Below are 25328 nucleotides of genomic sequence, written 5' to 3'. Positions count from 1 at the left end.
GTCAGACCCGGTCGGTGATCAGACGACGAGCGGCGCGGCCCAGGCGGCTGCGCAGGCGCGGCGGGAGGATGCCGAGCGCCCGGCGGGGGAGCAGCCTGCGAGCACGGCGGTAGGTGGACGCGTCGTCGAGGCGGGTCCAGGCACGGGCGAAGTCGGCGCGGAGGGTGTCGGCCGCCGGATAGGCGCCGGGAGTGTCCGCGTCCGGGAAGGCCAGCGTGGACAGATGGTCCCAGGTGCGCTCGGCGACGTCGCGCAGGTACGGCGGGATGGCGAGCTCCTCCCAGCCGGCCGAGACGCGCCGCAGGTGCGGGTCCACGAAGGAGTCGACGTCGGCTGTCGCGGCGGCGTCGTCCCGCAGCGCGTGCTCGATCCCGAGCGTGCGGGCGGCCCGGCGGACCGGTGGCCGCCAGTTGGTCAGCAGCTCTTCGTAGCGGACGAAGGCGCGCGGTGCGCCGCGGGTCACGAGCTCCGTGCGGAGCATCCCGTTGACCCACATCGCGATGCCGTCCGCTGCCTGCTGCGGCCCGTAGTAGGTGGACTTGCTGCTCACCACCTCCGCCGGCGAGCGGAGCAACGTCGCGAAGGACGCCCGCGCCCCGGCCGCCCCGGTGGCGTGGCGCCAGGGGTCGATGAACCAGATCAGCCGCGGGTCCTTGAGCACGAGGTGGTCGGCGGCCGCGAAGTGCTCGTCGAGCCAGACGGTGGCCGCGTCGACGGTGCGGGCGCGGGCGGCGGCGAGCTCGGCCTCGGCGCCCGCACCCGGTCGGGGGTCGGCGACGGCCACCTGCGCGCGCCGGAGGACGTCGTCGTGCAGGTCCACCATCCAACGGGGTTCGTTGAAGCCCCGGGGGTTGCTCCGGTCGGCCACCACCTCCGGGGCGGGGACGTGCAGCCCGAGGCGGCGGAGGACGCCCGCGAACGTGCTCGTCCCGCTGCGGCCGGAGCCGACGACGAAGACCGCTTCCCGGCGCTGCTCGTGGAGGTTCATCGGATCAAGTCTCACGTGGCCAGGTGCTTCGGGCATCCGCAGTGCGCGGACGATGCGTCGCCGGGTGCGGACGGTGCCCAGGGCGCGCCGTCGCGGATCGGTGGGTAACGTCGTCGGACATGGGCCGAATTCCCCGGGGCATCCTGCACATCGGCGCGGAGAAGACCGGTACGACGGCCATCCAGACGGCCCTCGTCGACCAGGCCGCCGAGCTACGGCGGCACCGCGTCTGCTACCCGTCGTCGTTGCGTCCCGGCCGCGTCGTGAGCCACACGAGGCTCGTCACGTACGCGGCGGACCCGGCCCGCGTCGACGACCTGCGCCGCTGGGCGAACGTGACGGGCCCGGAGCAGGCCGCCGCGCACCGCCGGGCCGTGGAGCGCGAGCTGGCCGAGGAGCTGGCGGCGTCGGGCGAGCCCGAGGTGCTGCTGCTGAGCAGCGAGCACTGCCAGAGCCGGCTGCGCAGCGTCGCGGAGGTCGCCACGCTGCGGGACCTGCTCGGGCGGTTCTGCGACGAGGTGACCGTCGTCGTCTACCTCCGCCCGCAGCACGAGGCCGCGCTCAGCCTGTACAGCACCCGGCTCAAGGCGGGCCTGCCGGCGGGGGACCCGCTGTCCGGCAGGCCGGCGCAGCCGGGTTTCTTCGACTACGGCGCGCTCGTGGAGCGGTGGGCCGAGGTGTTCGGGGACCGCTGCGTGCGGGTACGTACCTACGAGCGGGACGAGCTCGTGGGCGGCAGCATCGTCGACGACTTCCGGGACGTGGCGGACCTCCCGGTGGCGCTGCGCCGGCCGGTCCGGCGGGCGAACCCCTCGCTCAGCCCGCGCGGGCTGCGGGTGCTCGGCACGATCAACGCCGTGCTGCCGCGGTTCGTGCTGGGCCGCAAGAACCCGGTACGGGCGCCGGTGGCGCGCGCGGTGGAGCGCCTCTTCCGTGGTGGCGGGCCGGTGGTGAGCCGTGACGAGGCGATGGCCTTCTACGACCGCTACGCGGAGACGAACGAGGTCGTCCGCCGCCGGTTCTTCCCGCACCGCGAGACGCTGTTCACCCCGGACTTCAGCTCGTACGCCTGAGGGAGTGTCGGCGCGCACGCCCGCCTGTCAGTCGTGGAGCAGCGGTCGCCAGAACCGCTCCTGACGCGGCTCCGCGGTGTGCGCGGGCGAGCCCCACGGGGCCGCGTCGTGCAGGGCGTCGACGTCGTATCCCAGGGAGGCGATCCGGGCGCCGAACCGTTCTGCCACCTCGCGCCGGTACCTGGGCAGGAGGATCGGGTCGGCGATCTCCCGGGCCACCGGGTGCCTGGCCCGCCAGGGACGGCGCCCGGCCCGGCGCACGTGCTCGACCGCGCGCGGCACCACGCCCGACGCCGAGGCCCACCACGCGCGCTCGTAGGTGTCGCTGCGGCGCACGTCGACGCCGTCGTCCGGGATCGGCGGGGCCCCGAGGAACTCCGCCACCCGCGACAGCACCTCCCCGGGCTCGCGTATCAGGTGCTCGTACCGCACCACCAGGAGGTTCTCGATGCACTCGGCATCGTCCGCGAAGACCTCGTGCGCGTGCACCCAGTGCTCGATCAGCCGTGGCAGCCCGACACCGTAGCGGCCGGTGCGCAGGCCGGCCCACTTCCGCATCGCCAGGGACTGCACCACCGGGTGCCGGGTCACGGCGATGAACCGCGCGTCCGGGAAGAGCTCCTGGAGGTACCGCATCTTGGTGAGGTTCGGCGGGGACTTCTCCACCAGGAAGCGCGCGCCGAGGTTCCAGTACGGGGACCAGGCGTCCCAGAGCTGCCAGGCGGCGTCGGGCAACGCGTCGTCCTCGGTCAGGTGCGCCTCGGGCGCGAACGCCCACCGGTCCATCCGCCCCAGCGCGCCGACGTACGTCCGCTGCAGGTGCTGCCCCTCGTCCATCGGGACGCCGGTGTTCCGGAGCCCCGAGCTGCCGGGTACCGACCCGAGCGCGTCCGCGACGAGCGTGGTGCCGCTCCGGTGCATCCCGCCGATGAACACCAGGCGGTGGGACTCCCAGGGCGAGGGAACGATCGACATGCTTCCTACCCTGACGGCGACCGTCCGGGTCCGCACGTCGACCGGGACGCCCTGTCGCAACTGTGCCCGGACGCTGCGTGCGCCGGTCGTGCTCGGCGGTCGGTCACGGCCTCGGGCCTCGGTCGGGCTACGTGTCCCCGTAGCCGAAGCGCCGGGCGAGCAGGGGCTCTCGGGCCAGGATCTCTGCCCGGTGCTCCTCACCGGCCTGGCGCAGCTCGGCACGGTCCATCCCGGCGCTCATGTTGCGCGGGCCCTCCCGCCACAGTGCGGCGATGACCTTGTCGACCGGACGGCGCCACCGGATGCGGTCCTCGTACTTGCGCACGAACGCCTCGAGGTCCTCGCGGAGGTGCTCCAGGCGGAGGGACTCGTCGACGACGCTGTACCGGTCGTAGACGGCGAGGAACTCGTCGGGGGTCCGGGCTCGCCGGAACCTGAGCACGGGGTTCGGCACGGCCAGCCGCGCGACACGGTAGGACATGATCCCGGCGCACCGGTGAGCGCCGGACCACCGGTAGGACCGCGGATCCAGGTAGCGCGCACCGGCCGCGGCCAGCACGAACTCGAGCCAGCGGCCGAAGCCCGCAGGCTGCCCCGTGTACAGCGCGCCGTTCCCGGACCGGGTGATCGAGCCGTACATGGCCCCGCGGCCCATGCACCCGAAGGCGTAGAGCGAGGTATAGGCCTCCACCGGGTCGCGGACGGAGATCACGTGGATGCGCCCCCGGGGCGGGAACCATTCGAGCGGGCCGTGCATGCGGTACCGGGTCCGCCGCTCGGCGACCTGTCTCTCGAACAGCCTCGTGAGGAACGACGACCCGGTCTTCTGCACGTCCAGGTAGGCGAAGGATTCGTAGGCCTGCACGATCAGTCCTTTCCGTTCTTCCGGTCGGTGTGGTCACGGCGTCTCTCGCCGCGTCCCGTACGCAGGAGCTGGACCGCAGCGACGCACTGCACCAGGTCACGGCGGTATGCGGGCAGCACGGCCGCCTCGATGGCAAGCACGGCGAGCAGCACGGCCGCACCGAGCCCCAGCGACGGCCACGGGCCGGCGAACCCCGCTGCCCCGACCGCGAGGTGGGCGGCGACCGCGGCCACGAAGTACGTCACGACGGCGCGCAGCGCGTTGCCGAACAGCCGGCCCACCCGTGCGGCGGGCACGACCCGCCCCGCCCACCAGAGGGCGAACGGCCATTGCAGCGCCGCCGCCAGCGCGTACCCCGCGGCGACGCCGGTCACCCCCCACATGCTCCCGACCAGGACCGCCAGCACGAACACCGGCCGCGTCACCAGGTTCAGGCGGAGCTGCTGCCCGGTCCTGCCGGACGAGGTGAACACCCAGTTCTGGACGAAGCCGATCGCCTGGAAGACTCCGCCGAGCACGAGGAGGGTGAAGATCGGGACGGCGTCGTGCCACGAGTCGCCCAGCACCACCAGGACGAGTGGCTCCGCCACGGCCCATGCCAGGGCGAGGGCGGGGACGAGGACGTTCAGCAGCACGAGCTGGCCGTGTCCCAGGTACCGGGCGTACCGGTCCGGGTCGTCCTGGATGCGGGAGAGCACCGGGAGCGCGACGCGGGCGACGGGCGCGTTGAGCTGGCTCACCGGCAGCTTCACGAGCTGGTAGACCCGGTTGTACAGGCCCGCCGCGGTGGGCCCGACGGTCATGCCGATGACGACGGTGTCCACGTTGTTGCCGAGATAGGTCAGGGCCTGGGTGCCGAACAGGTTGACGCCGTACCCGATCATCGGCCGGACCGACTCCGTCCGCCGGGGACGTCCGGGCCACCATCCCGCCACGCACGCCGGGCCGATGGCGACGACCGCCGCCGTGAGCAGCTGCTGCACGACGAGCGCCCAGTAGGAGCCGCCGAGGAGCGCCACGGTCACGGCGCCGGCGAGCCCGAGCGCGGGGCCGACCGTGTCGAACACCGCCATGGCCGTGAACCGCAGGTCGCGCTGGAGCGCGGCGCGGAACTGCGCTCCGAACCCGTTGAGCAGGAAGACGACGGACAGGCTGCGGGTGACGGGTTCGAGGACCGGCTCGCCGTACAGGGCCGCGACGAGCGGCGCGACGGCGAACGTCGCCGCCGACAGCGCCACGCCGAGCCCGGCGTTCAGCCAGAACAGGTTGTCCCGTTGTCCCCGTGTCAGGACCGGCGCCTGGATCGCTGCCTTGGACAGCCCGAACTCGCGGACCAGCTCGGCGATGCCGACGACCGCCATGACCATCGCGACGTATCCGAAGGCGGCCGGGCTCAGTATCCGGGCGAGCACCGCCAGCGACGCGAGCTGCAGCGCGAACCGTGCCGCCTGGCCACCGATGGTGACGGCACCTCCGTGCGCGGCGCTCCGGCCGAGGCTTCGCGTCGGCGTGAAGGTGGAGCCGTGCGCCACGATTCCTCCCGGTCGAAACGTGCCAGCAGGCAGGGGAATTCGAAAGATGAGTCCGGTGAACCACGGTTCGACATTCCGACACGTCGGATTCGAACGTTTCGGCGGCCCTTTGATGCCGGAGCGTCTGATGGTGCTACATCACGGCCATACCGGTCCGACGTGCACACCATAACGCGCGGATTTCGACGGTGCTCGGTGACGCTGCGGGTTGTGCGACCGGTGACTATCGTGAAGCCGACCCTTCCGCGAGCTCGCGAGGAAACCGCATCACCATGACGCTGCTCTTTCCCGACCAGGGCTTCCGGACGGAGGCTGCGGTCGGTGCTGCTCCGGACACCGTGCCCGCGCCGGACGGCCTTTCTCGCCGGGCCCGTCTCCTGGTGGTCGGGTCGACCGTGGTGATGGTGGTCGGCATGCTCTTCGGAATGAAGCTCACCGGGCGCTTCGCCGTCTCGAACCTCGCGCAGCTCGTCGGGACGCTGGCCCTGCTGGCCGCGTTTCCGCGACTGCTGCGCACCAAGGACATTCTCCTGCTGCTGCTCGGTGTCGCGTCCGTCGCCCTCGCGTCGGCCTCCGTGTCGTTGCAGTACGGATACACGATGTCGGTGTTCCACTCCGGATACTTCTTCGTCACTGCCGTGTATTTGATCGCGATATACCGGGCATGTCGTCACTTCGGGGCGACGGGTGCTTTCCATGACGGGCTGCGCCGGGCGATCCCGGTGTGCCTCGTCCTCCTGCTGGCCACCTACGCCCTCGAGATCGCGCAGGGCGCGCAGTACCCCACCCTCGGCTTCGACGACAAGTCCCACGGGTCCCTCGCCGCCGCCTTTCTCGCCTTCGCCTCGTTGCGGTTCCTGCGAGGGCGCGGTCGCCTGCTCGTCGCGCTCGTGTTCCTCGGGATCGCGCTGGTCACGCCCTCCCGGCTGCCCTACCTGCTCGTGCCGTTCCTGGCCGTGGCGTTCTTCGTGGAGTACCGGGGCATCCGCCGCCAGGCGACGGAGCCGTGGAAGGTGTACCTGGCCCACCTCCTGCTGCTCGCCCTCGCCGCAGCGCCGACCCTGATGGTCCTCCGCAACGGGGAGATGTTCCGTGCGGGGTTCGGCCGCGTCTTCGAGCCCGAGGACGTGACACGGGCGTCGACAGAGAGCCATCTCGACCTCCTGCTGGCCGGCGGGGAGCTGAAGGTCGAGAGCATCGAGAACCTCGTCCTGGGTGTCACACCGGGCGGGTACGCCGGCACGCTGGCAGCCAGCGAGGTCGACCTGTCCAGGTACCGGTTGCCGATCAACGACATCGTCGCCGGGACCGCGCCGATGCACTCGTCGATCGGATCGATCGCCCTGGAGTTCCCGCTCTGGGTCGCCGGGCTCTACGTCATCGTGCTCGCCACGTCCTGCGTCGCGCTCCTCCGGCGTCGCGAGTGGGGGTTCGCGCTCTTCCTGGTCGGGTTCGTCGGTGCGACGTCGTTCTACTCGACCCACAACGAGGTGCTGTACACCGTGGCGCTCGCCACCGTCCTGTCCCTCGCCTTCGGGCAGCCGGGAGCGCGCCGCGCTCCAGGTCAACCTGCACGAACGGGACCGATCTGAAACACTGCGAGGCATGCCTGAAGCATCGAAGATCGTGAAGGCCGCATCGGCGATCCTGCTCGACTTCGACGGTCCGGTCACCAGGCTCATGCCCCCGAGCGTCGCCGCCGACGCCGCCGAGGACGCCCGGCGCGGTCTCTTCAATGCCGCCGTACCGGTCCCCCGCTCGCTCGACAAGACCAAGGACCACCTCGAGGTGCTGCGCCACGCCGGCACCCTCGACCGCGTCGCCATCCGCATGACGGACGACGCCTGCATCAAGGCCGAGGTTGCGGCCGCCGCCAGGTCCGAACCCACCCCCGGCGCCCGCGAGATGCTGAAGGCCACCGCCAAGCGCGGGCAGGAGGTCGTCATCATCAGCAACAACGCTCCCGAGGCCATCGAAGCCTTCCTGAACCGGGTCGACCTCGCCGGCTACGTCGAGCTGATCATCGGCCGGCCGCCGCGCCGCCCGGACCTCATGAAGCCGAACCCGTTCATGGTGCGCGGCGCGCTCACCCGGATCGGCATCCCGGCCGCGGATGCCGTCATGATCGGCGACTCCGCCGGCGACATGCGGGCCGCGCGCGCCGCCGGCGTGCCAGCCGTCGGCTTCGCCCGGACCCCCGGCAAGGTCAAGATCCTGCTCGAGGCCGGGGCCGACGAGGTGACCGAGGACATGGCAGAGCTTGTCTGAACTGTTCCCGGGTAGAGCCCTCCGCGAAACATTCCTGACGTAGATTTCCGGCTGCAGCACGACCACGCACACGGAGGATCACCACGTCATGGCGTCCAAGCAAGCACCGGAGGCACCCGGAGTGCTCGACCGGTATTTCCGCATCAGCGACCGCGGTTCCACCGTCGCCACCGAGATCCGCGGCGGCCTCGTCACCTTCTTCACGATGTCCTACATCCTCGTCCTGAACCCCCTGATCATCGGGACGGTCCAGGACGACGGCTTCGAGGGGAGCTTCCTCGGCGGTGGCTCCGCGCCGAACCTGGCCGCCGTCGCCGCCGCGACCGCGCTCGTGGCCGGCGTCATGAGCATCCTCATGGGCGTCGTCGCCAACTACCCGATGGCGCTCGCCGCCGGGCTCGGGCTGAACGCCGTCGTCGCCTTCTCGATCGCGGCCCTGCCGGGCATGACCTGGCCCGACGCCATGGGGCTCGTGGTGCTGGAGGGCCTCGTCATCCTGATCCTCGTCCTCACGGGCCTCCGGGAGGCCGTGTTCAAGGCGGTACCGCACGACCTCAAGGTCGCGATCTCGGTCGGCATCGGCCTCTTCATCGCGTTCGTCGGCCTGGTCGACGCCGGCTTCGTGCGCATCCCCGCCTCCCAGGCGACGCCGGTCGAGCTGGGCATCAGCGGTTCGCTGGGGTCGTGGCCGCTGCTGGTCTTCGTGGTCGGGCTGCTGCTGACGATCGTGCTCATGGTGCGCAAGGTGAAGGGCGCCATCCTGATCGGCATCGTGGCCGCGACGGTGCTCGCCGTCGTCGTCGAGGCCGTCGTGGGCGCCGGTGGCACCACGCCCGACGAGCCCGTGCCGACCGCGTGGCGGCTGAACGTGCCCGCCGTGCCGGACAGCTGGTTCGGGCTTCCCGACCTCTCGCTGCTCGGCCAGTTCTCGCTGTTCGGCTCGTTCGAGAAGATCGGCGTCGTCGCCGCGCTCCTGCTCGTGTTCACGCTCCTCATCGCCGACTTCTTCGACACGATGGGCACGATGGTCGCCGTCGGCGCGGAGGCGAAGCTGCTCGACGAGCAGGGCAACCCGCCGAAGACCAAGCAGATCCTCATCGTGGACTCGATCGCGGCGGCCGCCGGCGGTGCGGGCTCGGTCTCGTCCAACACCAGCTACATCGAGTCGGCGACCGGTGTCGGTGACGGCGCGCGGACCGGTCTCGCGTCCGTCGTGACGGGCCTGTGCTTCCTGGTGTCGATGTTCTTCGTGGACGTCGTCAAGGTGATCCCCTACGAGGCCGCGACGCCCGCGCTCGTGGTGGTCGGCCTGCTCATGGTCGCGCAGATCACCGGGATCGACTGGAAGAACCTCGAGGTCGCCGTGCCGGCGTTCCTCGGGATCATCCTCATGCCGTTCGCCTACTCGATCACGGCGGGCATCGGCGCTGCCGTCGTCTCCTACGTGGTCATCAAGCTCGCGGTCGGCAGGGCGAAGCAGGTCCACCCGCTGCTGTGGGTGACGGCGGCCCTGTTCCTGGTCTACTTCCTCCAGGGCCCGATCGGCACGGCCCTGGGCATCTGACTCCTGTCCTCCGGTGCCGCCGGGGCAGCGGGCCCACGACCCGCTGCCCCGGCGGCACCGGAGAACAGAGTCAGCCCAGGAAGACGTGCGCGCAGGTCATCTGCGGCCCGTAGGACGAGTCCTCGCTGATGCACGCGATGGCGCCGCGGGTGAAGCCCGCGTTGAGGATGTTCGCGCGGTGCCCCTCGGAGTTCATCCAGCCGTCCGCGGCCTCGGCCGGGCTCCAGCCGCCCCGGGCCAGGTTCTCCCCGACCGTCGAGGTCGGGCAGCGATCGAAGATCGGCTCCAGGGGAGCGTGTGCGAGCTCCTGCCCCCGGATCGCCTCGGCCCGTTCGAGCGCGACGTCGTAGGCGCAGTCGTCGTGGACCAGCGCCGCGAGGCCGTTCTCCTCGCGGCGCTGGTTCACCTCGTCCTCGAGCACCTGGGCGTACTGCACGGCCTCGCTGAGGTCGGGCTCCGCCCCGGTGTCGCCGCCCGACCCGCCGTCGCCGCCGTCGTCGTCGCCGCCTGCCCCGCCGTCCCCGGTGTCGTCGGCGTCGTCGCCCTGGCCGGGCGTCGAACCGCCGTCACCGTCCTCCTCGTCCGGCGACGGCTCCGGGGCGGGCCGGACGTCGATGGTGCCGCTCTCGGTCTCCACGCCGACCACCGACGCGTCGTCGCGGCTGTCGGGCGGAGTCCGGTTCTTCACGCCGGGCTCGCTGCTTGCCGCGACCGCGTTCCGTACCGGGGCGGAGGCCTCGCCGAGCTGTGGCTCGCCCGTTCCGAACGCCGCCTCGCCCGGTCCCGGGTTGAGCGTGACGGAGCAGGCGGACAGTGCCAGCGCTGTGGCGAGGGTCAGGATCGGCGTGAGCAGGCGGGCAGCGGTGTGCGGTGCGTCCGCGGACGCCTCGTCCGGGGGCTTGGGGCGTCGTGCCATGAGTCGTCGACCTCTTCGTGCGGCGCCCGGGGGCGTCGCTTCTCTGGGGGGAGATGGTGCTTGCCGTGCGTCCGCACGTCCGGGTCCTGACGGGTGGGCCGGGGCCGTCCGCCGTGGACCGCCGTGCGGCTAGCGGAACTGCATCGAGCGTGGGCGGAGCTTGGACGTGTCGTCGGGGTCGTTTCCCTGTCCGGAGTCCTCCCGGTGGTAGGCCGCGTGCGCGCCCGCGGTGGTGTGGCCGGCGCGGAGTGCCTCGGCCGTGGCCGACAGGCTCGGTGCGCCGCTGGAGCGGGTGCTCTCCCGCTCCTGGCTCTCCTTCAGGCGCTTCTCGAACTCGACCTGTGCCCGGAGCTCCGACTCCGTGGGCCAGAGACCGACGACGAGCACCAGCAGGAGCGTCACCACGGACACGGCCATGACGAGCGGGACCAGCAGCTCGCCGGTGGAGACGCCTTCGGGGACCACGTCCGTGGAGCCGGACACGCGCACACCCATCATCCCGGTGTAGTGCATGCCGGTCACGGCCACGCCCATGACCACGGTCGCGATGATGGTCGCGATGGCGCCGCGGATGTGCGTGGTGCACCACAGCGCCGCCGTGGCGGCGACGATCGCGATGATCACGGACGCGACGACGTAGGTGCCGTCGAACGACATCGTGGCGTTCATCTTCATGGCCGCCATGCCCATGTAGTGCATGGTGGCCACGCCGGCGCCGGCCAGGAACCCGCCGATCAGCATGCCGGGCAGCCGTTGCCCGCCGATCTGGTTGATGAAGAGCCCGACGCCGACGACGACGATCGCCACACCGGCGCTGAGCAGCGTGAGCGGGACGTCGTAACGGACGGACACGCCCTGCGGGGCGAAGCCCAGCATGGCGACGAAGTGCATGACCCAGATGCCGGTCCCGCCGATGGCGACGGCACCGAGGATCAGCCACGAGGCACGGGCGAAGCCGGAGGCGGCCCGAGAACGGGAGGTGCAGGACAGGCCTACGGCGCAACCCGTGCACGACAGCAGGAACGCGAGAACGGGAGTGATGAACCCGTAGGCGAGGTGATCGGTGATGGACATGTTCAGTTGTTGGCCTCTCAGAGTTTCCTCGTAGCGGCCGCCCGTCTGGGGGACAGACGCGGGCCCTGCTGAACGCAGGGCCCTCCTGTGCTCGACCCGGTCTTCCGGGGGGCGGGTCGTTATCGCAACGTTACCGATGCTGCTCCGAACGGACAATAGCGACCAGGGTTCACTATCGAAAGTTTTCACCACAAAACATGGAGTGGTCGTTTCATTTCGATAGGTCCGGTTGATGTGCACGTTCACATCCTCTTCGGAGCATGGCGACGGCGCGAGTGCGGACCGTATCGCGCTCGCGCCGTCGTCGTCCAGGAAACTTGTTATACGGCCGCGAAAAGGTGTTTTGCGAGGTCTTCCGGGAGATCGAGCACGGTCTCCGCGCCCTCGGCGCCGACGGTGTAGATACCGTCCGCGAACGCCAGCGTGACCCGTGCGCCCGGGAGGATACGGGCGTCGGACAGGCGGGCGAGCAGCTCGACGTCGACCTGCAGCGGCTCGGCGATCCGCGCCAGCGTGGCCGACGACGGCCCCGGCTCCCCCTTCTTCGCCGCCGACTCGAACAGGGTGGGCAGGGCCGCCACGCCCTCGAGGTACGGCGGCTCGGAGAAGTTCTCGCCCAGCTCGGCGAGCCCGGGGATCGGGTTGCCGTACGGGTCGGCGTGGGGATGGTCGAGCAGGCCGATCAGGCGCTCCTCGACGAGCTCGCTCATCACGTGCTCCCACCGGCACGCCTCGACGTGCACGTGCTCCCAGTCGAGCTTGATGACGTCCGTGAGGAGGCGCTCGGCCAGGCGGTGCTTGCGCATCACGCGCATCGCCTTGTCGTGCCCGGACTCGGTGAGCTCCAGGTGCCGGTCACCGGTGACGACGACGAGGCCGTCACGTTCCATGCGTGCGACCGTCTGCGACACCGTGGGCCCGGAGTGCCCGAGTCGTTCCGCGATGCGCGCGCGCAGCGGTGTGATGCCTTCCTCGTCCAGCTCGTAGATCGTCTTGAGGTACATCTCGGTGGTGTCGATCAGATCGGTCACGTCAACTCCATGTTCTCTGCCTCAGCCCCGGACCAAGCCTATCCGTGAACGTGGAACACCCCGTGGTCGTGTCGGCGTCCCGAACTACAGTTCAGAGATGGCCACGACGATCCCCACCGACCTGCTTCCCGCCGACGGCAGGTTCGGCTCCGGTCCTTCCAAGGTGCGCGAGGAGCAGGTGCGTCGCCTCCTCGACACGCCGAGCCTGCTCGGCACCTCCCACCGGAAGGATCCGGTCAAGAGCCTGGTCGGCCGGATCCGGAGCGGCGTGGCCGACCTGCTCGGCGCGCCCGACGGGTACGAGGTGGTGCTCGGCAACGGCGGGGCCACGGCGTTCTGGGACGTGGCGACGCTCTGCCTCGTGGAGCGCCGCGTGCAGCACGCCGTGTTCGGCGAGTTCGGCGGCAAGTTCGCGCAGGCGACGTCGCGCGCCCCCTTCCTCGAGGACTCGCAGGTGATCGAGACGGAGCCAGGCACGGTCGCCCACCTCGCCGCCGCCGAGGGTGTCGACGCGTACGCCACACCGCACAACGAGACGTCGACCGGCGCCATGGCCCCGGTCCGTCGCGTCGCGGGGGCCGGCGACGGCGCTCTCCTGCTGACGGACGCGACGTCGGGCGCGGGTGCGCTGCCGGTGGACCTGACCGAGACGGACGCGTACTACTTCGCGCCGCAGAAGGTCTTCGGGGCCGACGGCGGTCTGTGGCTCGCCGTCCTGTCGCCTGTGGCCGTCGAGCGGGCGGGCCGGATCGAGGCGAGCGGGCGCTGGGTCCCGGAGTTCCTCTCCCTCACGGCGGCGGTCGAGAACTCCCGCAAGGACCAGACGCTCAACACGCCCGCCGTCGCGACGCTGGTCCTGCTGGCGGACCAGCTCGACTGGATCCTCGGCAACGGCGGGCTCGACTGGGCCGTGAAGCGCTCCGCGACGTCTGCCCAGAATCTTTACGGATGGGCCGAGTCGCGCGAGTGGGCGACTCCGTTCGTCGAGCGGCCCCAGGAGCGCTCCACCGTGGTGGGCACCGTCGACCTCGACGACACCGTCGATGCCGGCGAGGTGATCGCGGTCCTGCGAGAGAACGGGATCCAGGACGTGTTCGCCTACCGCAAGCTGGGTCGCAACCAGCTGCGCGTGGGCATGTACCCGGCCGTCGAGCCGGACGACGTCGCGGCCCTCACGGCGTGCGTGGACCACGTGGTGGAGCGGCTGCGAGGCTGACGCCGGGGCGTGCGCCGCGGCTCGCGGCACCGGGCGACGTCGTCACGGATGTGTGGAATCTGTCGCGATAATGGTCGGTGGGGCCTATTTCCGTTGCCGGAGCGTGACATTCCCGTCGGCGCTGGGGTAGGTTCGGCACGCTCGACGGCTCAAGGTCGACGAGCCCCCGGGCGGACGCCGAACCCTGTCACCGGTCGGGGACCCCACGATCCGTATGACAGGGGCGGGGGACCCGATTCTGGGCGCCAGGGTGCGTCCTTGGGGTGAAGCGGCGTGGCCTTCGGGACACGCGGCCGGGTGTTCTCCCACTCGAACCCGACAGCTGACCTCGTAGGCGATCTGGAGATACTCGTGACAGCACGCACTGCCGCCGGACGCCACCGCTCCGCGCGTCGTCCCGTGACTCCGCTCACCGATCTCGTGCAGAACTCCCAGCTCGGCCGACGCACCGCCGTCGCGGCCGCAGCCGGCGGGATCCTCGTCTCGACCTTCGGCGCCGCGGCCGCGCAGGCCGCGCCCGGCGAGACCGTGAAGGACGACCTCACCAAGCTCAGCGCCCTCGACCTCGGTGCCCTCAGCAGCGAGGCCAGCGCGGTCGTCGATGCCGCCCCGGTCGTCACCGTCGCCCGCGACGCCAAGATGGCCGCCGAGTCCGGCGTCGTCTCCGTGACACCTGCCTCCGAGAACGAGGAGTACCAGGCACAGCTCGCCGCCGAGGAGGAGGCCGCGGAAGAGGCCGCGGCGGCGGCAGCCGCCGAGGAGGCCGCCGGCGAGGCTGCCGCCACGGCGACCACCACGACGGAGACCTCGTCCGCCCCGGCATCCGCCAACGGCAGCGAGATCATCTCGATCGCGTCGCGCTACGTGGGAACGCCCTACGTGTCCGGCGGCACGACCCCCAGCGGCTTCGACTGCTCCGGCTTCACCGCGTACGTGTACGCGCAGGTGGGCATCTCGCTCCCGCACTCGTCCTCGTCCCAGGCGGCCGGCGGCACGCAGGTGTCGGCCTCCGAGGCCGTGGCCGGCGACCTCGTCTACGCCCCGGGCCACGTCGGCATCTACGCCGGCGGCAGCACCATGATCGACGCCCCGAAGCCGGGCGACACCGTCCAGTTCCGCACCATCTGGATGAGCAACCCGATCTTCATCCGGTACTGATCCTTCCGCCCACGCGGTACCGACACCTCCCGCGGAGCCGGGCAGGGGCCATGGTCCCTGCCCGGCTCTCGTGCGTCTGCGATAGCGTGGGTCCGCGACGATGCACGCGCCGACGAGGAGGACGCGGATGACTCGGTCAGAGGTCGTGCTGGTGGGAGTCGACGGATCGGCCGCCAGCATGCATGCGCTCGACTGGGCGGTGGCCTGGGCCGAGAAGGTGGGCTGGTCCCTGCACCTCGTGAGCAGCTACACCCTGCCCTCCTTCACGGCCGCCTCGCTGGACGGCGGGTACGCCGCGTTCGACGACGCCTCCATGGCGGAGGGCGCGAAGGCCGTCCTGGACGAGGCCGAGCAGCGTGCCGTCGCCGCCGGCGCCCGGGTCACCACGTCGGTCGCCACCGGCGACGCGGCGGGAGTGCTCGTCGAGCTCTCCGCGGACCACGGGCTCGCCGTGGTCGGCACGCGCGGGCGCGGCGGATTCACCGAACGGCTGCTCGGCACGGTGTCCTCGGCCTTGCCCGCGCACGCCCACTGCCCGGTCGTCGTGGTCCCGCTGAGCTCGGGGGAGCACGCCATGTGGTCCGGGGCCGACGCCGCCGCCCGGGCCGAGAACGCCGACGGGCGCCGTACCTCCGCCGGGCACGACGGCGGGGACGCGCGGGAGACCGAGGGCGACGGCCCCGGGGTGCGGCGCGTCGTCGTCGGTGTGGACGGGTCGCCGCAGGCCGAGGCCGCGCTCACGCAGGCGATCGAGCAGGCGCAGGCGTGGGGCGCCGAGCTGTCGGCCGTGGCCGGCGTGCCGGTGGGGTCCGGGGCCGGGCTGCTGGCGTGGCTGCCGTCGAACATCGACCACGAGCAGGTGCTCGCCGACATCTCCGCGGGGCTCGACGCGATCGTCGACAAGCACGAGGCCCTGCACCCGGGGATGCGCATCCGCCGGATCGTGCTGGACGGCACCGGCGCGGAGCTGCTCACCGAGTTCTCCACGGCCGCGGACCTCGTCGTGGTGGGGTCCCGGGGCCGCGGCGGCTTCCGCGGCCTGCTGCTCGGCTCGACCAGCCAGGCCGTGCTGCACCACAGCGCGTGCCCGGTCCTGGTGGTCAACCGCCACTGCCACGAGGACGGCTGAGCCGGGCCGTGGCGGCCTGCCGGAGGCCCTGCCGCCCGGTCCGCGGACCTCGCTCGCGGACTGACGATGCGGGCGTACCGGACTGGCGCGTAGGGTTCTCGGGGTGACCACTATGACGTCGTCCCCCGATGCCGCCGCGCTCTCCGCGGCCCTTCCCGAGCTGCGTGAGGCCTACGCGGCGCTCCAGGCCAAGGGCCTGAAACTGGACCTCACGCGTGGCAAGCCGTCCGCCGAGCAGCTCGGCCTCTCGGACGCCATGCTGGCGCTGCCGGGGACGCGATCTCACGACGCGGCCGGGACGGACGTGCGCAACTACGGGGGTCTGGACGGCCTGCCCGAGCTGCGCGCCATCTTCGCGGAGCTGCTCGACGTCCCGGCCGCGCAGCTGCTGGCCGGCGGCAACGCGTCGCTCACCCTGATGTACGACACGGTCGCCTGGGCGATGCTGTTCGGCTTCCCCGAGTCCCCCGCGCCGTGGTCGCGCGAGGAGAAGGTGAAGTGGATCTGCGCGGTCCCCGGCTACGACCGGCACTTCTCCGTGTGCGAGGAGCTCGGGATCGAGATGATCACCGTCCCCATGACCGCCGACGGTCCGGACGCCGAGGCCGTGGCCCGGCTCGTCGCCGGCGACCCGAGCATCAAGGGCATGTGGGTGGTCCCGACGTACTCGAACCCCGACGGCTCGGTCGTGACCGACGACGTCGCCCGCGCCCTCGTCTCCATGCCGACCGCCGCGCCCGACTTCCGCATCCTCTGGGACAACGCCTACGCGCTGCACCACCTCACCGACACCGAGACGCGGACCGCCCCGGCGCTCCGGCTCGCCGAGGAGGCCGGCAACCCGGACCGCGTCGTCATGTACGCCTCCACGTCCAAGATCACCTGGGCGGGCGCCGGCGTCTCGTTCCTCGCCGCGTCGGCGGCGAACGTCTCCTGGTACAAGAAGCACCTCGCCAAGGCGTCCATCGGGCCGGACAAGGTGAACCATCTGCGGCACGCCCTGTTCTTCGGGTCCGCCGACGGCGTGCGGGAGCACATGCGCAGGCACCGCGAGATCCTCGCGCCCAAGTTCGCCGCCGTCACGTCGATCCTGAACGAGCGGCTCGGCGAGTACGGGGTGGGGTCCTGGACCGACCCGAAGGGCGGCTACTTCGTGTCGCTCGACGTCGTGCCGGGGACTGCCGCGCGGGTCGTGGCGCTGGCCAAGGAGGCCGGGATCGCGCTGACCCCGGCCGGGGCGACGTTCCCGTACGGGCGGGACCCCGAGGACGCGAACCTCCGGCTCGCGCCGTCCATGCCGCCGCTGGCGGAGATCGTCTCGGCGATGGACGGCGTCGCCACCTGTGTGCTGCTGGCGGCTGCCGAGGCGGTCGCCGGGGAGTAGGGAAGGGACGCACGGCGCCGGCCCGGAGGAGCCGGCGCCGTGCGTCTCAGGCGGTCGTCGCCGTGTCGTCGGTCTCGGGAGCGGTGGCGTCCGGGTCGGGTCCGTGCGCCGCCGAGGCCCCGGGCCCGGCCGGGGCAGGGGAGGTGGCCTGGGCGAGGTCCCGGAGGGCGAGCTCCAGGAGCTCCATGGCGTGGTCGAGCTCCGGGCGGGCTATCGACAGCGGGGGCGAGAGACGGAGCGTGCTGCCGTGGGTCTCCCGGGCCAGGACGCCACGCTCCAGGAGCTCCTCCGCCAGGGCACGGGCCGGGTCGTCGCGGTGCGGCGTGAGGGACGGGTCGATGTCGACGCCCGCCCACAGCCCCGCCGTGCGGAAGCCCGTGACGAGGCCCTGGTCGGTGAGGCGCTGGAGGCTGTGCCGGAGCTCGTCGCCGAGCTGGGCGGCGCGGGCCTGGTACTGGCCCGGCTCCAGGAGGTCCAGGACGGCGATCGCGATGGCGCAGGCCAACGGGCTGCCGCCGGACGTGGAGCCGTGGCTTCCCGGGGTGAGGACCTCCAGGACGTCCGCCCGGCCGATCACCGCCGAGGAGGGGACGATGCCCCCGCCGAGGGCCTCGCCGAGCACTGCCAGGTCGGGCCGCGTGCCCCAGAGCTCGCACGCCAGGATGTGGCCCGTGCGGCCCAGGCCGGACTGGACCTCGTCGGCGACCAGGACGACGTCGTTCCGGTCGGCGAGCTCGCGGAGGCGGGGCCAGAAGGTGTCCGGGGGGACGCGGACGCCCGCCTCGCCCTGGATGGGCTCCATGAGGATGGCGACCGTCGCGTCGTCGATCGCGCCCGCCACGGCGTCGGCGTCGCCGAACGGTACCGGGCGGAAGCCGGGGGCGAACGGCCCGAAGCCGTCATGCGCCGCCGGGTCGTCCGAGAGGCCGGACAGCGTCGTCGTGCGGCCGTGGAAGTTCCCGGACGCCACCACGATGTTCGCCTGGTCCTCGGGCACGTCCTTGGCGTCGTAGCCCCACCTGCGGACGGCCTTGACGGCGGTCTCGACCGCCTCGGCGCCCGTGCTCATCGGGACGACGAGGCTGTCCCGGCCGCCCGTCGTCAGCGGCCCGACGACGTCGGCCGCTCGGCGGGCGAACGGCTCCAGCAGCTCGTGCCCGACCGCGCGCGAGGTCAGGGTCACGTGCTTGAGCTGGCCGATCGCCGCCGAGACCAGCGCCTGGTGGTGATGGCCGAAGTTGAGCGCGGAGTAGCCGGCGAGGAAGTCGAGGTAGGCGTCGCCGTCCACGTCCCACACGTAGGCGCCTTGCGCGCGTGAGACGGTGATCGGCAGCGGGTCCTCGTTCGGGGCCAGAGCGGACTTCTCGACGGTGGGTCGTGGTTCCTCCATGGCGACGAGCGTAGGTCGGCTCTGGCCGGAACGCCTGCTATCTACCGGTCATTGCTCCAGCTCTCTCCGCTTCTTCCCCAGCAGGCCGCGCCGCTTCCGGCCCCCGAGCTTCTTCGTGCCCGGGTCCTCGATCTCGCGCGGGAAGTGGTCCGGCGGCGGGCCGAACGCGATCCGCGACTGGGAGATCACGGTGTGTCCCAGGGCGCGTGCCCCGAACCAGCCCACCACCGCGCCGACCCCGAACGGCAGGATGCGCCCGAGGAGCAGACTGCCCTGCTTGGCCAGCTGCTTCTGCACGAACTTGTGCGTGAGGGCCTTGTTGACGCGGGTCAGCGTGGTGCGCGGCATGCTCGTGAGCAGAACCTTGCCCCATGCGACGCCCGAGCCGCCGACGGCGTTCTCGACGTCCTGTGCACCCTTGTCGCCCAGGACCGTCGCCAGCAGCAGGGCGCGACGGCGTGGGACGTCCTCGGTGGAGATGCCGTGCACGTCCGCGACGGCCAGCGAGAACACCGCCGACGACGCGAAGAACGTGGCGACGTCGCTGGTGGACAGCGCCGCGCTCGTCGCGGTCCCCACGGCCGGGATGGCAGCCGCGGCGCCGACCGCGCCGCCCGTGGTCTCGATGACCCGCAGGTATTCCTTCTCCAGCAGCGTGATGATCTCCGCCGGGGACGCGTACGGGTTCCGGGCACGGAGCTTGTCGACGTGCCGGCGGATCGCGACGGACGGTACCGTCACGGCCTTGTCGATCAGGTGGTCGAGCGGGCTGTCGGGCTTGTAGTTGACCCAGTCCGCGGGCGTGACCTCGATGGAGTTGTCCGGCTTGAGCACCTCCTTCCCCAGGGTGGGATCGGACGTGCTGGTGTCCGGAGGGCTCTGAGTGCGGTCCGTCTGTTGCTCGTCCTTGGCCATGCGGTCCTCTCGGCACGTGTCGGGGACGTGCGGTTCTGGGTGAGGGCTGGGATCAGCTTCCGGGCTGCCCCGGCTGGTCGAACTGGGCGGGCGGCACCTCGGCACCCGCCTTGAGCGTGCGGCCCACGGTGCAGGCCTTGTCGATGGCGCGCTGGGCGATCGTCAGCAGCTTGTCGCGGTCCGCCTCGTCGAGCTCGCTCAGGTCCACCTCGAACTTCTCGGTGAGGACCGGGTACCGGTCCTCGGCCATGTCCTTGGCGTCCTCGACGCGGACCGTGGCCGCGTAGTCGTCGCCGAGGCGCCGCGCGAACGCGCGGTCGCTGCTCATCCCGGCGCACGCCGCGACGGCGATCTTCAGGAGCTCGCCGGGCGTGAAGACGGCACCGGCCTCGGCCGGGCCGATCTCGACGCGGGCGCCGCGCTCCGAGAACCCCGTGTACGTGCGCACCCCGTTCCGCTCCACCCACAGGGCGTCCGTGGGGGAGGGGGTCACGGCTGCGTCGGTCTGCTCGGTCGTCTCGCTCATGGGCCTGATCCTTCCATCACTGTCTGACATCGCCGAAGAACACGGCGCAGACCGTGGCAGAGAACCGCCGCGGCCCGGGCCGCATCCCGCACAACGCGGCGTGCGGTCAAGGCGTTCCCGGTCGATGATCACACCCATGAGCGATGCGGAGGACGCGAAGAAGAGCACGGAGCCGGCAGAGGGAACCGTCGCGCCGTCGTCGGGCAGCGTCTGGCTGGACTGGCGCGGCTGGGTCACGCGGCTCCTCGTCGCGGCGGGGGTGCTCGTCGCGGTGTGGCTCGTGTACCAGTTCCTCGCCGCGTTCCTGCCGCGCTGGTGGGCGCAGACGATCGGCAACGCGGTGGACGGCTCGTTCGCGGCCGGGGCGTGGTGGGGCTTCCTGATCGGGGCGGTGTTCACGGCGGTGCCCGTGGTGCTGCTGGGGCTGGCGGCCTGGCCGGGACGGCGCGCGGTGCCGGCCCGGGTCGCGCTCCTGGTGCTCGGGGTGCTGTGCGCGGCCCCGAACCTGCTGACGGTGGCGGTGGTGCTGGGGTCGTCGAACGCCGCGCACGCGGGGGAACGCATCATGGACGTGGACGCCCCGGCGTTCCGTGGCGGCTCGCTGACCGGGACGCTGGTGGGCGGCGTGCTGGCGCTCGTGCTCACCGGCCTGGTCGTCTGGTTCAGGCACCGGGGAAGGCGGCTCAGGGACCTGAAGGGCACCGGACCCGCGGCGTAGCGTCGGGGGCCGCCGTCGGTGGTGGCGGCGACACGGGGGAGCGGGTCGGGCAGGGCCCGGTGGCGGGGCCGTAGGGTTGGCCGTATGGACGCGATCCCCACCCCGTACGAGGACCTGCTGCGCGACGTGCTCGTCGGCGGCGCGCGCAAGGGCGATCGCACGGGTACCGGGACGCGGAGCGTGTTCGGGCGGCAGCTCCGGTACGACCTGAACCGAGGGTTCCCGCTGATCACCACCAAGAAGGTGCACCTCAGGTCCATCGTGCACGAGCTGCTGTGGTTCCTCCGGGGCGACTCCAACGTGCGCTGGCTGCAAGAGCGGGGCGTCACGATCTGGGACGAGTGGGCCGACGAGAACGGCGACCTCGGCCCGGTCTACGGCGTGCAGTGGCGGTCGTGGCCCACACCGTCGGGTGAGCAGATCGACCAGATCGCCCGGGTGATCGAGCAGATCCGCACCGATCCCGACTCGCGGCGGCACGTCGTCACCGCCTGGAACCCGGCCGAGGTCGACAGCATGGCCCTGCCGCCCTGCCACGCGATGTTCCAGTTCTACGTCGCCGACGGGAAGCTCAGCTGTCAGCTGTACCAGCGCTCGGCAGACCTCTTCCTCGGGGTGCCGTTCAACATCGCCTCGTACGCGCTGCTCACGCACATGGTCGCGGCCCAGTCCGGTCTCGGTGTCGGCGACTTCGTGTGGACCGGCGGCGACGTGCACATCTACGACAACCACGTCGAGCAGGTCGAGAAGCAGCTCACGCGCGACCCGTACCCGTACCCGACGCTCCGGCTCGCACCGCGCGACTCGATCTCCGACTACGAGTACGACGACGTCGAGGTCCTCGGCTACGTCTCCCACCCGGGCATCAAGGCCCCGATCGCGGTCTGAGATGACCGGAGCACCGCGGACGACGACGGCCGCCGACGGGACCGGGCCCGGGCGGTCCGGGGACGACACCGGTCGCCGGGGACGGACGGCACCGTCGATGGTCGGCCTCATCTGGGCACAGGCCCGCGATGCCACCGGGCGGCCCGTGATCGGCGCGGACAGCACGATCCCGTGGCGCATCCCCGAGGACTTCGCGCACTTCAAGGCGACCACGTCCGGGCACCCCGTCGTGATGGGCCGCCTCACCTGGGAGTCCCTCCCGAAACGTCCCCTGCCGCGCCGCACCAACGTGGTGATCACCCGCTTCGGGGCCGTGATCGGCATGGTGGCTCCGTCCACGTTCGGTGCGGACCCCGTCGCTCCGGCCACCACCGTCGAGGTCGCAGGATCGCTCGAGGAGGCGCTGGCGCTCGCGGCCGACGCTCCCGGGGGCGAGGAGGCCTGGGTGATGGGCGGCTCGCGCGTCTATGCCGAGGCGGTCGGGACCGCCGACCGGCTGGAGGTCACCGAGGTCGACCTGGAGGTCGCCGGGGACACCTTCGCCCCGGAGATCGACCCGGCGGCATGGCGGGCCGTCGGCGTCGGTGAGTGGCGGACGTCGTCGGGTCCGGGCACGCTGCGCTACCGCCACGTCCGCTACGAGCGGATGCTGCCGGGCCGATGAGCGAGCTGCGGCGCGGCCGCCGCGGACCCCGTCCGCGGGGAGCGCGCCGCAGCGCCGGTCTCACATCCGTGCGCGGCCGTCGCCGGCCCGTGTCGGGGTCGGGCTCGCGGAGCGCACCGTCCATCGCCCGCCGGACGTTCTCGTGGTGCGGCCGTCCCGTCGGGCACGTTCGTGGGAAACCGGTTGCTAGCATGTGTCCGAGGTGGGCGGGAACGCGGTTCGACGGCGATCGGAAGGGCAGCACCGGTGGTGGTAGCGACGAACCCGGCGGGCGACGGCGGCCTGGAGACCGCCGCTCTCCAGGCGGCGATCGACGACGCCGCGCGGGCGGGCGGCGGCACCGTGACAGTCCCCGCGGGTGTGCACCGCACCGGCGCTCTGCGCCTGCGCAGCCACGTCGAGCTGCACCTCGAGGCGGGCGCGCGTCTCGAGTTCGACCCCGACCCGGCGCTCTACCCGCCGGTCGAGGCCCGCTGGGAGGGCGCACCCGCCGTCGTCCACTCACCGTGCCTGTACGCGAACGGTGAGACCGGCGTGGCGGTCACCGGCCTCGGCACCATCGACGGTGGGGGACCGCGGTGGTGGGACACGTTCCGCAACGCCCCGGCGGACCTGGAGCACCCGCGCCCGACGCTCATCGGGCTGCACGAGTGCCACCGGGTCACGGTCCGCGACGTCACGCTGACCGACTCCCCGTCGTGGACGGTGCACCCGCTGCTGTGCGAGGACGTCACCGTGTCCGGCATCCGCGTCCACAACCCCGCGGACTCGCCGAACACGGACGGCGTGAACCCGGAGTCGTGCCGCACCGTGCGGATCAGCGACTGCCACATCGACGTCGGCGACGACTGCGTCACGATCAAGTCGGGGACGGAGGCCTCGCCGCGTCGTGTGCCCTGCGAGAACATCACCGTCACCGGCTGCACCATGGTGCACGGCCACGGCGGCGTGGTGATCGGCAGCGAGATGAGCGGCGGCGTGCGGAACGTCGTCATCACGGGCTGCGTCTTCCAGGGGACCGACCGCGGGATCCGCATCAAGGCGCGGCGCGGTCGCGGCGGCGTCGTCGAGGACGTGCGCGTGAGCAACGTCGTGATGAGCGACGTGATGTGCCCGCTCGTGATCAACCCCTTCTACTTCTGCGGGCCGGGCGGCGACGAGCCGCACGTCGCAGATCGGTTCCCGCACCCGGTCGGTGGCACGACGCCCCTCTTCCGCCGCATCCACGTCACGCACCTCACCGCGCGTGGCGTGCACGCCGCGGCCGCGCACGTGTACGGGCTGCCGGAGCAGCCGGTCAGCGAGCTCACGCTGGACGACATCGCGGTCTCGTTCGCCGACGACGCGGTCGCCGCCCGCCCGGCGATGGCCGACGGCGTGGAGCTCATGGTGCGACAGGGCTTCCACCTGGGGTACGTGGCGGACTCGGACGTGCGTCGCGTCCGCGTCGACGGGTGCGACGGTCCGGGGTTCGCCGTCGAGGAGAGCCCGACCCTACGACTGACGGAGGTGAGGACGACGACGCTGACCGCAGCGACGGGAGCCGCCACGGGCCTGGCCTCGTCGGCAGGGCCGGTCGCCGCCGAGGCCATCGACGGGCTCGCGCGGCGCGCGCACGCGCTCGACATCGCCCTGCACACGATCGAGGTCGGCGTCGGCGGCGAGATCGTGGCGGGTGCCGCCTGCGCGCCGCTCGGCCCGCACGTGCCGCAGCGCATGTACTCGGTGTCGAAGTCGGTGACGAGCCTGGCCGTCGGTCTGCTGGCGGCCGAGGGCGCGCTGCACCTCGACGACCCGGTCGTCCGGTACTTCCCCGAGATGGCGCCGGTGCACCCGTGGCTGGGGTCCACCACGATCCGGCACCTGCTCACGATGCGCGGCCCGCACCGTTCCACGACGTACACGCCGTCCGAGGGCGGCTGGCTGGAGTCGTACTTCCGGGTACCGCCGACGCATCCCCCGGGCACGCTGTTCACCTACGACACCTCCGCCACCTACACGCTCTCGGCGCTCGTGGAACGCCTCGCGGGCGCCTCGCTCGCGGACTACCTGCGCCCGCGGCTGCTCGACCCGCTCGGCATCGGGCAGGAGCTGCGGTTCCTCACCGGGCCGGAGGGGATCTCGCACGGTGGGTCCGGCCTGATCTGCACGCCGCGGGACCTGCTGCGCCTCGCGCACCTGCTCCTCGCCGACGGCGTGCACGACGGCGTCCGCCTCGTCCCGCCCGACCACCTGCGCGACACCCTCCGCCCGCAGGCCGACACAACCCGGCTGACCTGGGGTGAGACCTTGCGTGGCGGCTACGGCTACCAGACGTGGCTCCCGGCCCGGGGCGGCTGGCTGATGTTCGGGCTCGGCGGCCAGATCGTGTACGGCGACCCCGGCCGCGACCTCGCCGTCGTCGTCACCGCCGACGCGCAGGCGTGCACGGGCGGGGACCAGCGCCTGCTCGACGACGTCGTCGAGCACGTGGTGGAGCCGCTCGGTGCGTGGATCGACCGCGAGAGCTCCCGGCCGGGCGCTCCGCGGGCCGACGGCGGGACGGCGTACCCGCCCGGCGCGCCGTCGGGCACGGTGGACGGGGCAGCAGCCTCCGGCGAGGCGACCTCCGACGGCGCGGACGGTCCCGCCGCCGCCGTCCTCGACTGGCCGACGCCGCGGCACGTGGCGGCGCCCGTACCGGGAGCCGCCGGAACCTACCGGAACGTCACGGACGGGCCGGGGCCGGCGGAGCTTGTCCTGTCGCTCGACGACGACGGCGGGCGGCTGACCGCCACGTCCGGCGACGGCGCGTCCGGCTGGGCCATCGAGCTGCGGTTCGACGGACCGGTCAGCACCCGGATCTCCGGCGATCCCGCGGTCGTCACCGCGGGCCGGCCGGGTCCCGGCCTGCTGGACGTTCGCTGCGCGCTGCACGGCGAGGGCCTGACCACGTGGCGGCTGCGTCTCGCCTGGGCACCGGACGGCACGCTCGCTGTCCAGGCCCAGGCGTTCTGCGAGCCCGCCGTCCCGGGACGGACCTTTCACGCCGCCTACCGGCGGGTGTGACGGGTC

General features: G+C 72.2%; 22 protein-coding genes and 1 riboswitch. Of the genes, 12 read left to right on the top strand and 10 right to left on the bottom strand.

Annotated features, from left to right (window positions below):
- Position 1: 1 nt before the first annotated feature.
- Positions 2 to 988 (bottom strand): sulfotransferase family protein, encoded by a 987-nt coding sequence (locus ACYU96_RS15530; protein WP_460755346.1) that lies wholly within the window; start codon positions 986 to 988, stop codon positions 2 to 4.
- 119 nt (positions 989 to 1107) lie between these two features.
- On the opposite strand from ACYU96_RS15530, the gene ACYU96_RS15525 reads away from it, so the two are divergent.
- Positions 1108 to 2061, top strand: coding sequence for a hypothetical protein (locus tag ACYU96_RS15525; protein WP_460755343.1), 954 nt, complete (start codon positions 1108 to 1110; stop codon positions 2059 to 2061).
- Between the two features lie 27 nt (positions 2062 to 2088).
- Here the strand turns inward: ACYU96_RS15525 and ACYU96_RS15520 are convergent, their stop codons facing one another.
- The 3 genes from ACYU96_RS15520 to ACYU96_RS15510 form a co-directional block, all read right to left on the bottom strand.
- Positions 2089 to 3036 carry a sulfotransferase family protein gene (locus ACYU96_RS15520; RefSeq protein ID WP_460755341.1) on the bottom strand — a complete coding sequence of 316 codons (948 nt, stop codon included), beginning with the start codon at positions 3034 to 3036 and terminating at the stop codon, positions 2089 to 2091.
- A 127-nt stretch (positions 3037 to 3163) separates the two neighbouring features.
- Entirely contained in the window at positions 3164 to 3901 is a 738-nt protein-coding gene (locus ACYU96_RS15515; protein WP_460755338.1) for a hypothetical protein, read from the bottom strand.
- 2 nt (positions 3902 to 3903) lie between these two features.
- Positions 3904 to 5433, bottom strand: coding sequence for a lipopolysaccharide biosynthesis protein (locus tag ACYU96_RS15510; RefSeq protein WP_460755336.1), 1530 nt, complete (start codon positions 5431 to 5433; stop codon positions 3904 to 3906).
- A gap of 272 nt (positions 5434 to 5705) precedes the next feature.
- Between ACYU96_RS15510 and ACYU96_RS15505 the strand changes: the two genes are divergently transcribed.
- From ACYU96_RS15505 to ACYU96_RS15495, 3 genes are all read left to right on the top strand, one after another.
- On the top strand, positions 5706 to 7025 hold the full coding sequence (locus ACYU96_RS15505) for a hypothetical protein (protein WP_460755333.1): 1320 nt from the start codon (positions 5706 to 5708) through the stop codon (positions 7023 to 7025).
- A 13-nt stretch (positions 7026 to 7038) separates the two neighbouring features.
- Positions 7039 to 7701 carry an HAD family hydrolase gene (locus ACYU96_RS15500; protein WP_460755331.1) on the top strand — a complete coding sequence of 221 codons (663 nt, stop codon included), beginning with the start codon at positions 7039 to 7041 and terminating at the stop codon, positions 7699 to 7701.
- An 88-nt stretch (positions 7702 to 7789) separates the two neighbouring features.
- A complete protein-coding gene (locus ACYU96_RS15495; RefSeq protein WP_460755328.1) occupies positions 7790 to 9265 on the top strand; it encodes an NCS2 family permease in 1476 nt (491 codons plus the stop codon).
- Between the two features lie 70 nt (positions 9266 to 9335).
- On the opposite strand, the gene ACYU96_RS15490 is transcribed toward ACYU96_RS15495, so the two are convergent.
- The 3 genes from ACYU96_RS15490 to ACYU96_RS15480 all read right to left on the bottom strand — a co-directional run bounded on the left by ACYU96_RS15490 (position 9336) and on the right by ACYU96_RS15480 (position 12286).
- Complete coding sequence (locus ACYU96_RS15490) at positions 9336 to 10181, bottom strand: CAP domain-containing protein (RefSeq protein ID WP_460755325.1); 846 nt, start codon at positions 10179 to 10181, stop codon at positions 9336 to 9338.
- Between the two features lie 129 nt (positions 10182 to 10310).
- Complete coding sequence (locus tag ACYU96_RS15485) at positions 10311 to 11255, bottom strand: MHYT domain-containing protein (protein WP_460755322.1); 945 nt, start codon at positions 11253 to 11255, stop codon at positions 10311 to 10313.
- Positions 11256 to 11575: 320 nt separating this feature from the next.
- Entirely contained in the window at positions 11576 to 12286 is a 711-nt protein-coding gene (locus ACYU96_RS15480; RefSeq protein WP_460755319.1) for a metal-dependent transcriptional regulator, read from the bottom strand.
- Positions 12287 to 12383: 97 nt separating this feature from the next.
- Here ACYU96_RS15480 and serC point away from each other — a divergent pair, with 97 nt between their 5' ends.
- The 4 genes from serC to ACYU96_RS15460 all read left to right on the top strand — a co-directional run bounded on the left by serC (position 12384) and on the right by ACYU96_RS15460 (position 17173).
- Entirely contained in the window at positions 12384 to 13502 is a 1119-nt protein-coding gene (gene serC / locus ACYU96_RS15475) for a phosphoserine transaminase (RefSeq protein WP_460755317.1), read from the top strand.
- A gap of 165 nt (positions 13503 to 13667) precedes the next feature.
- A riboswitch (cyclic di-AMP (ydaO/yuaA leader) is annotated at positions 13668 to 13854 on the top strand.
- Entirely contained in the window at positions 13854 to 14660 is an 807-nt protein-coding gene (locus tag ACYU96_RS15470; RefSeq protein WP_460755315.1) for a C40 family peptidase, read from the top strand. (Overlaps the previous riboswitch by 1 nt.)
- Before the next feature lie 127 nt (positions 14661 to 14787).
- Positions 14788 to 15789: a universal stress protein gene (locus ACYU96_RS15465; protein ID WP_460755313.1), complete on the top strand. Its 1002-nt coding sequence runs from the start codon at positions 14788 to 14790 to the stop codon at positions 15787 to 15789.
- A 112-nt stretch (positions 15790 to 15901) separates the two neighbouring features.
- Positions 15902 to 17173 carry an aminotransferase class I/II-fold pyridoxal phosphate-dependent enzyme gene (locus ACYU96_RS15460; protein ID WP_460755886.1) on the top strand — a complete coding sequence of 424 codons (1272 nt, stop codon included), beginning with the start codon at positions 15902 to 15904 and terminating at the stop codon, positions 17171 to 17173.
- A 46-nt stretch (positions 17174 to 17219) separates the two neighbouring features.
- On the opposite strand, the gene rocD is transcribed toward ACYU96_RS15460, so the two are convergent.
- From rocD to ACYU96_RS15445, 3 genes are read right to left on the bottom strand one after another with little or no spacing between them, the layout of a single operon-like run.
- A complete protein-coding gene (gene rocD, locus ACYU96_RS15455) occupies positions 17220 to 18563 on the bottom strand; it encodes an ornithine--oxo-acid transaminase (RefSeq protein ID WP_460755310.1) in 1344 nt (447 codons plus the stop codon).
- A gap of 48 nt (positions 18564 to 18611) precedes the next feature.
- Entirely contained in the window at positions 18612 to 19478 is an 867-nt protein-coding gene (locus ACYU96_RS15450) for a hypothetical protein (protein WP_460755308.1), read from the bottom strand.
- 52 nt (positions 19479 to 19530) lie between these two features.
- The gene (locus tag ACYU96_RS15445) at positions 19531 to 20004 is read right to left on the bottom strand and encodes an OsmC family protein (RefSeq protein ID WP_460755305.1); all 474 of its coding nucleotides are present in this window, start codon (positions 20002 to 20004) and stop codon (positions 19531 to 19533) included.
- Positions 20005 to 20140: 136 nt separating this feature from the next.
- Between ACYU96_RS15445 and ACYU96_RS15440 the strand changes: the two genes are divergently transcribed.
- From ACYU96_RS15440 to ACYU96_RS15425, 4 genes are all read left to right on the top strand, one after another.
- A complete protein-coding gene (locus tag ACYU96_RS15440) occupies positions 20141 to 20722 on the top strand; it encodes a hypothetical protein (RefSeq protein ID WP_460755303.1) in 582 nt (193 codons plus the stop codon).
- A gap of 84 nt (positions 20723 to 20806) precedes the next feature.
- Entirely contained in the window at positions 20807 to 21610 is an 804-nt protein-coding gene (locus tag ACYU96_RS15435) for a thymidylate synthase (protein ID WP_460755300.1), read from the top strand.
- A 1-nt stretch (position 21611) separates the two neighbouring features.
- Positions 21612 to 22274 (top strand): dihydrofolate reductase, encoded by a 663-nt coding sequence (locus ACYU96_RS15430; protein ID WP_460755298.1) that lies wholly within the window; start codon positions 21612 to 21614, stop codon positions 22272 to 22274.
- Positions 22275 to 22520: 246 nt separating this feature from the next.
- Positions 22521 to 25322 (top strand): glycosyl hydrolase family 28 protein, encoded by a 2802-nt coding sequence (locus tag ACYU96_RS15425; RefSeq protein WP_460755295.1) that lies wholly within the window; start codon positions 22521 to 22523, stop codon positions 25320 to 25322.
- Positions 25323 to 25328 lie beyond the last annotated feature (6 nt).

This window comes from Myceligenerans cantabricum (assembly GCF_054777735.1).
This window is presented reverse-complemented; position numbering and strand designations above follow the sequence as displayed.

Bases quoted from the DNA above. Each gene is read 5' to 3' on its own strand.
- ACYU96_RS15495 (WP_460755328.1), top strand. From the start codon at position 7,790: ATGGCGTCCAAGCAAGCACCGGAGGCACCCGGAGTGCTCGACCGGTAT.
- ACYU96_RS15490 (WP_460755325.1), bottom strand. From the start codon at position 10,181: ATGGCACGACGCCCCAAGCCCCCGGACGAGGCGTCCGCGGACGCACCG.
- ACYU96_RS15520 (WP_460755341.1), bottom strand. From the start codon at position 3,036: ATGTCGATCGTTCCCTCGCCCTGGGAGTCCCACCGCCTGGTGTTCATC.
- rocD (WP_460755310.1), bottom strand. From the start codon at position 18,563: ATGGAGGAACCACGACCCACCGTCGAGAAGTCCGCTCTGGCCCCGAAC.
- ACYU96_RS15450 (WP_460755308.1), bottom strand. From the start codon at position 19,478: ATGGCCAAGGACGAGCAACAGACGGACCGCACTCAGAGCCCTCCGGAC.
- ACYU96_RS15445 (WP_460755305.1), bottom strand. From the start codon at position 20,004: ATGAGCGAGACGACCGAGCAGACCGACGCAGCCGTGACCCCCTCCCCC.
- ACYU96_RS15485 (WP_460755322.1), bottom strand. From the start codon at position 11,255: ATGTCCATCACCGATCACCTCGCCTACGGGTTCATCACTCCCGTTCTC.
- ACYU96_RS15430 (WP_460755298.1), top strand. From the start codon at position 21,612: ATGACCGGAGCACCGCGGACGACGACGGCCGCCGACGGGACCGGGCCC.
- serC (WP_460755317.1), top strand. From the start codon at position 12,384: ATGGCCACGACGATCCCCACCGACCTGCTTCCCGCCGACGGCAGGTTC.
- ACYU96_RS15505 (WP_460755333.1), top strand. From the start codon at position 5,706: ATGACGCTGCTCTTTCCCGACCAGGGCTTCCGGACGGAGGCTGCGGTC.
- ACYU96_RS15530 (WP_460755346.1), bottom strand. From the start codon at position 988: ATGAACCTCCACGAGCAGCGCCGGGAAGCGGTCTTCGTCGTCGGCTCC.
- ACYU96_RS15500 (WP_460755331.1), top strand. From the start codon at position 7,039: ATGCCTGAAGCATCGAAGATCGTGAAGGCCGCATCGGCGATCCTGCTC.
- ACYU96_RS15465 (WP_460755313.1), top strand. From the start codon at position 14,788: ATGACTCGGTCAGAGGTCGTGCTGGTGGGAGTCGACGGATCGGCCGCC.
- ACYU96_RS15525 (WP_460755343.1), top strand. From the start codon at position 1,108: ATGGGCCGAATTCCCCGGGGCATCCTGCACATCGGCGCGGAGAAGACC.
- ACYU96_RS15440 (WP_460755303.1), top strand. From the start codon at position 20,141: ATGAGCGATGCGGAGGACGCGAAGAAGAGCACGGAGCCGGCAGAGGGA.
- ACYU96_RS15435 (WP_460755300.1), top strand. From the start codon at position 20,807: ATGGACGCGATCCCCACCCCGTACGAGGACCTGCTGCGCGACGTGCTC.
- ACYU96_RS15460 (WP_460755886.1), top strand. From the start codon at position 15,902: ATGACGTCGTCCCCCGATGCCGCCGCGCTCTCCGCGGCCCTTCCCGAG.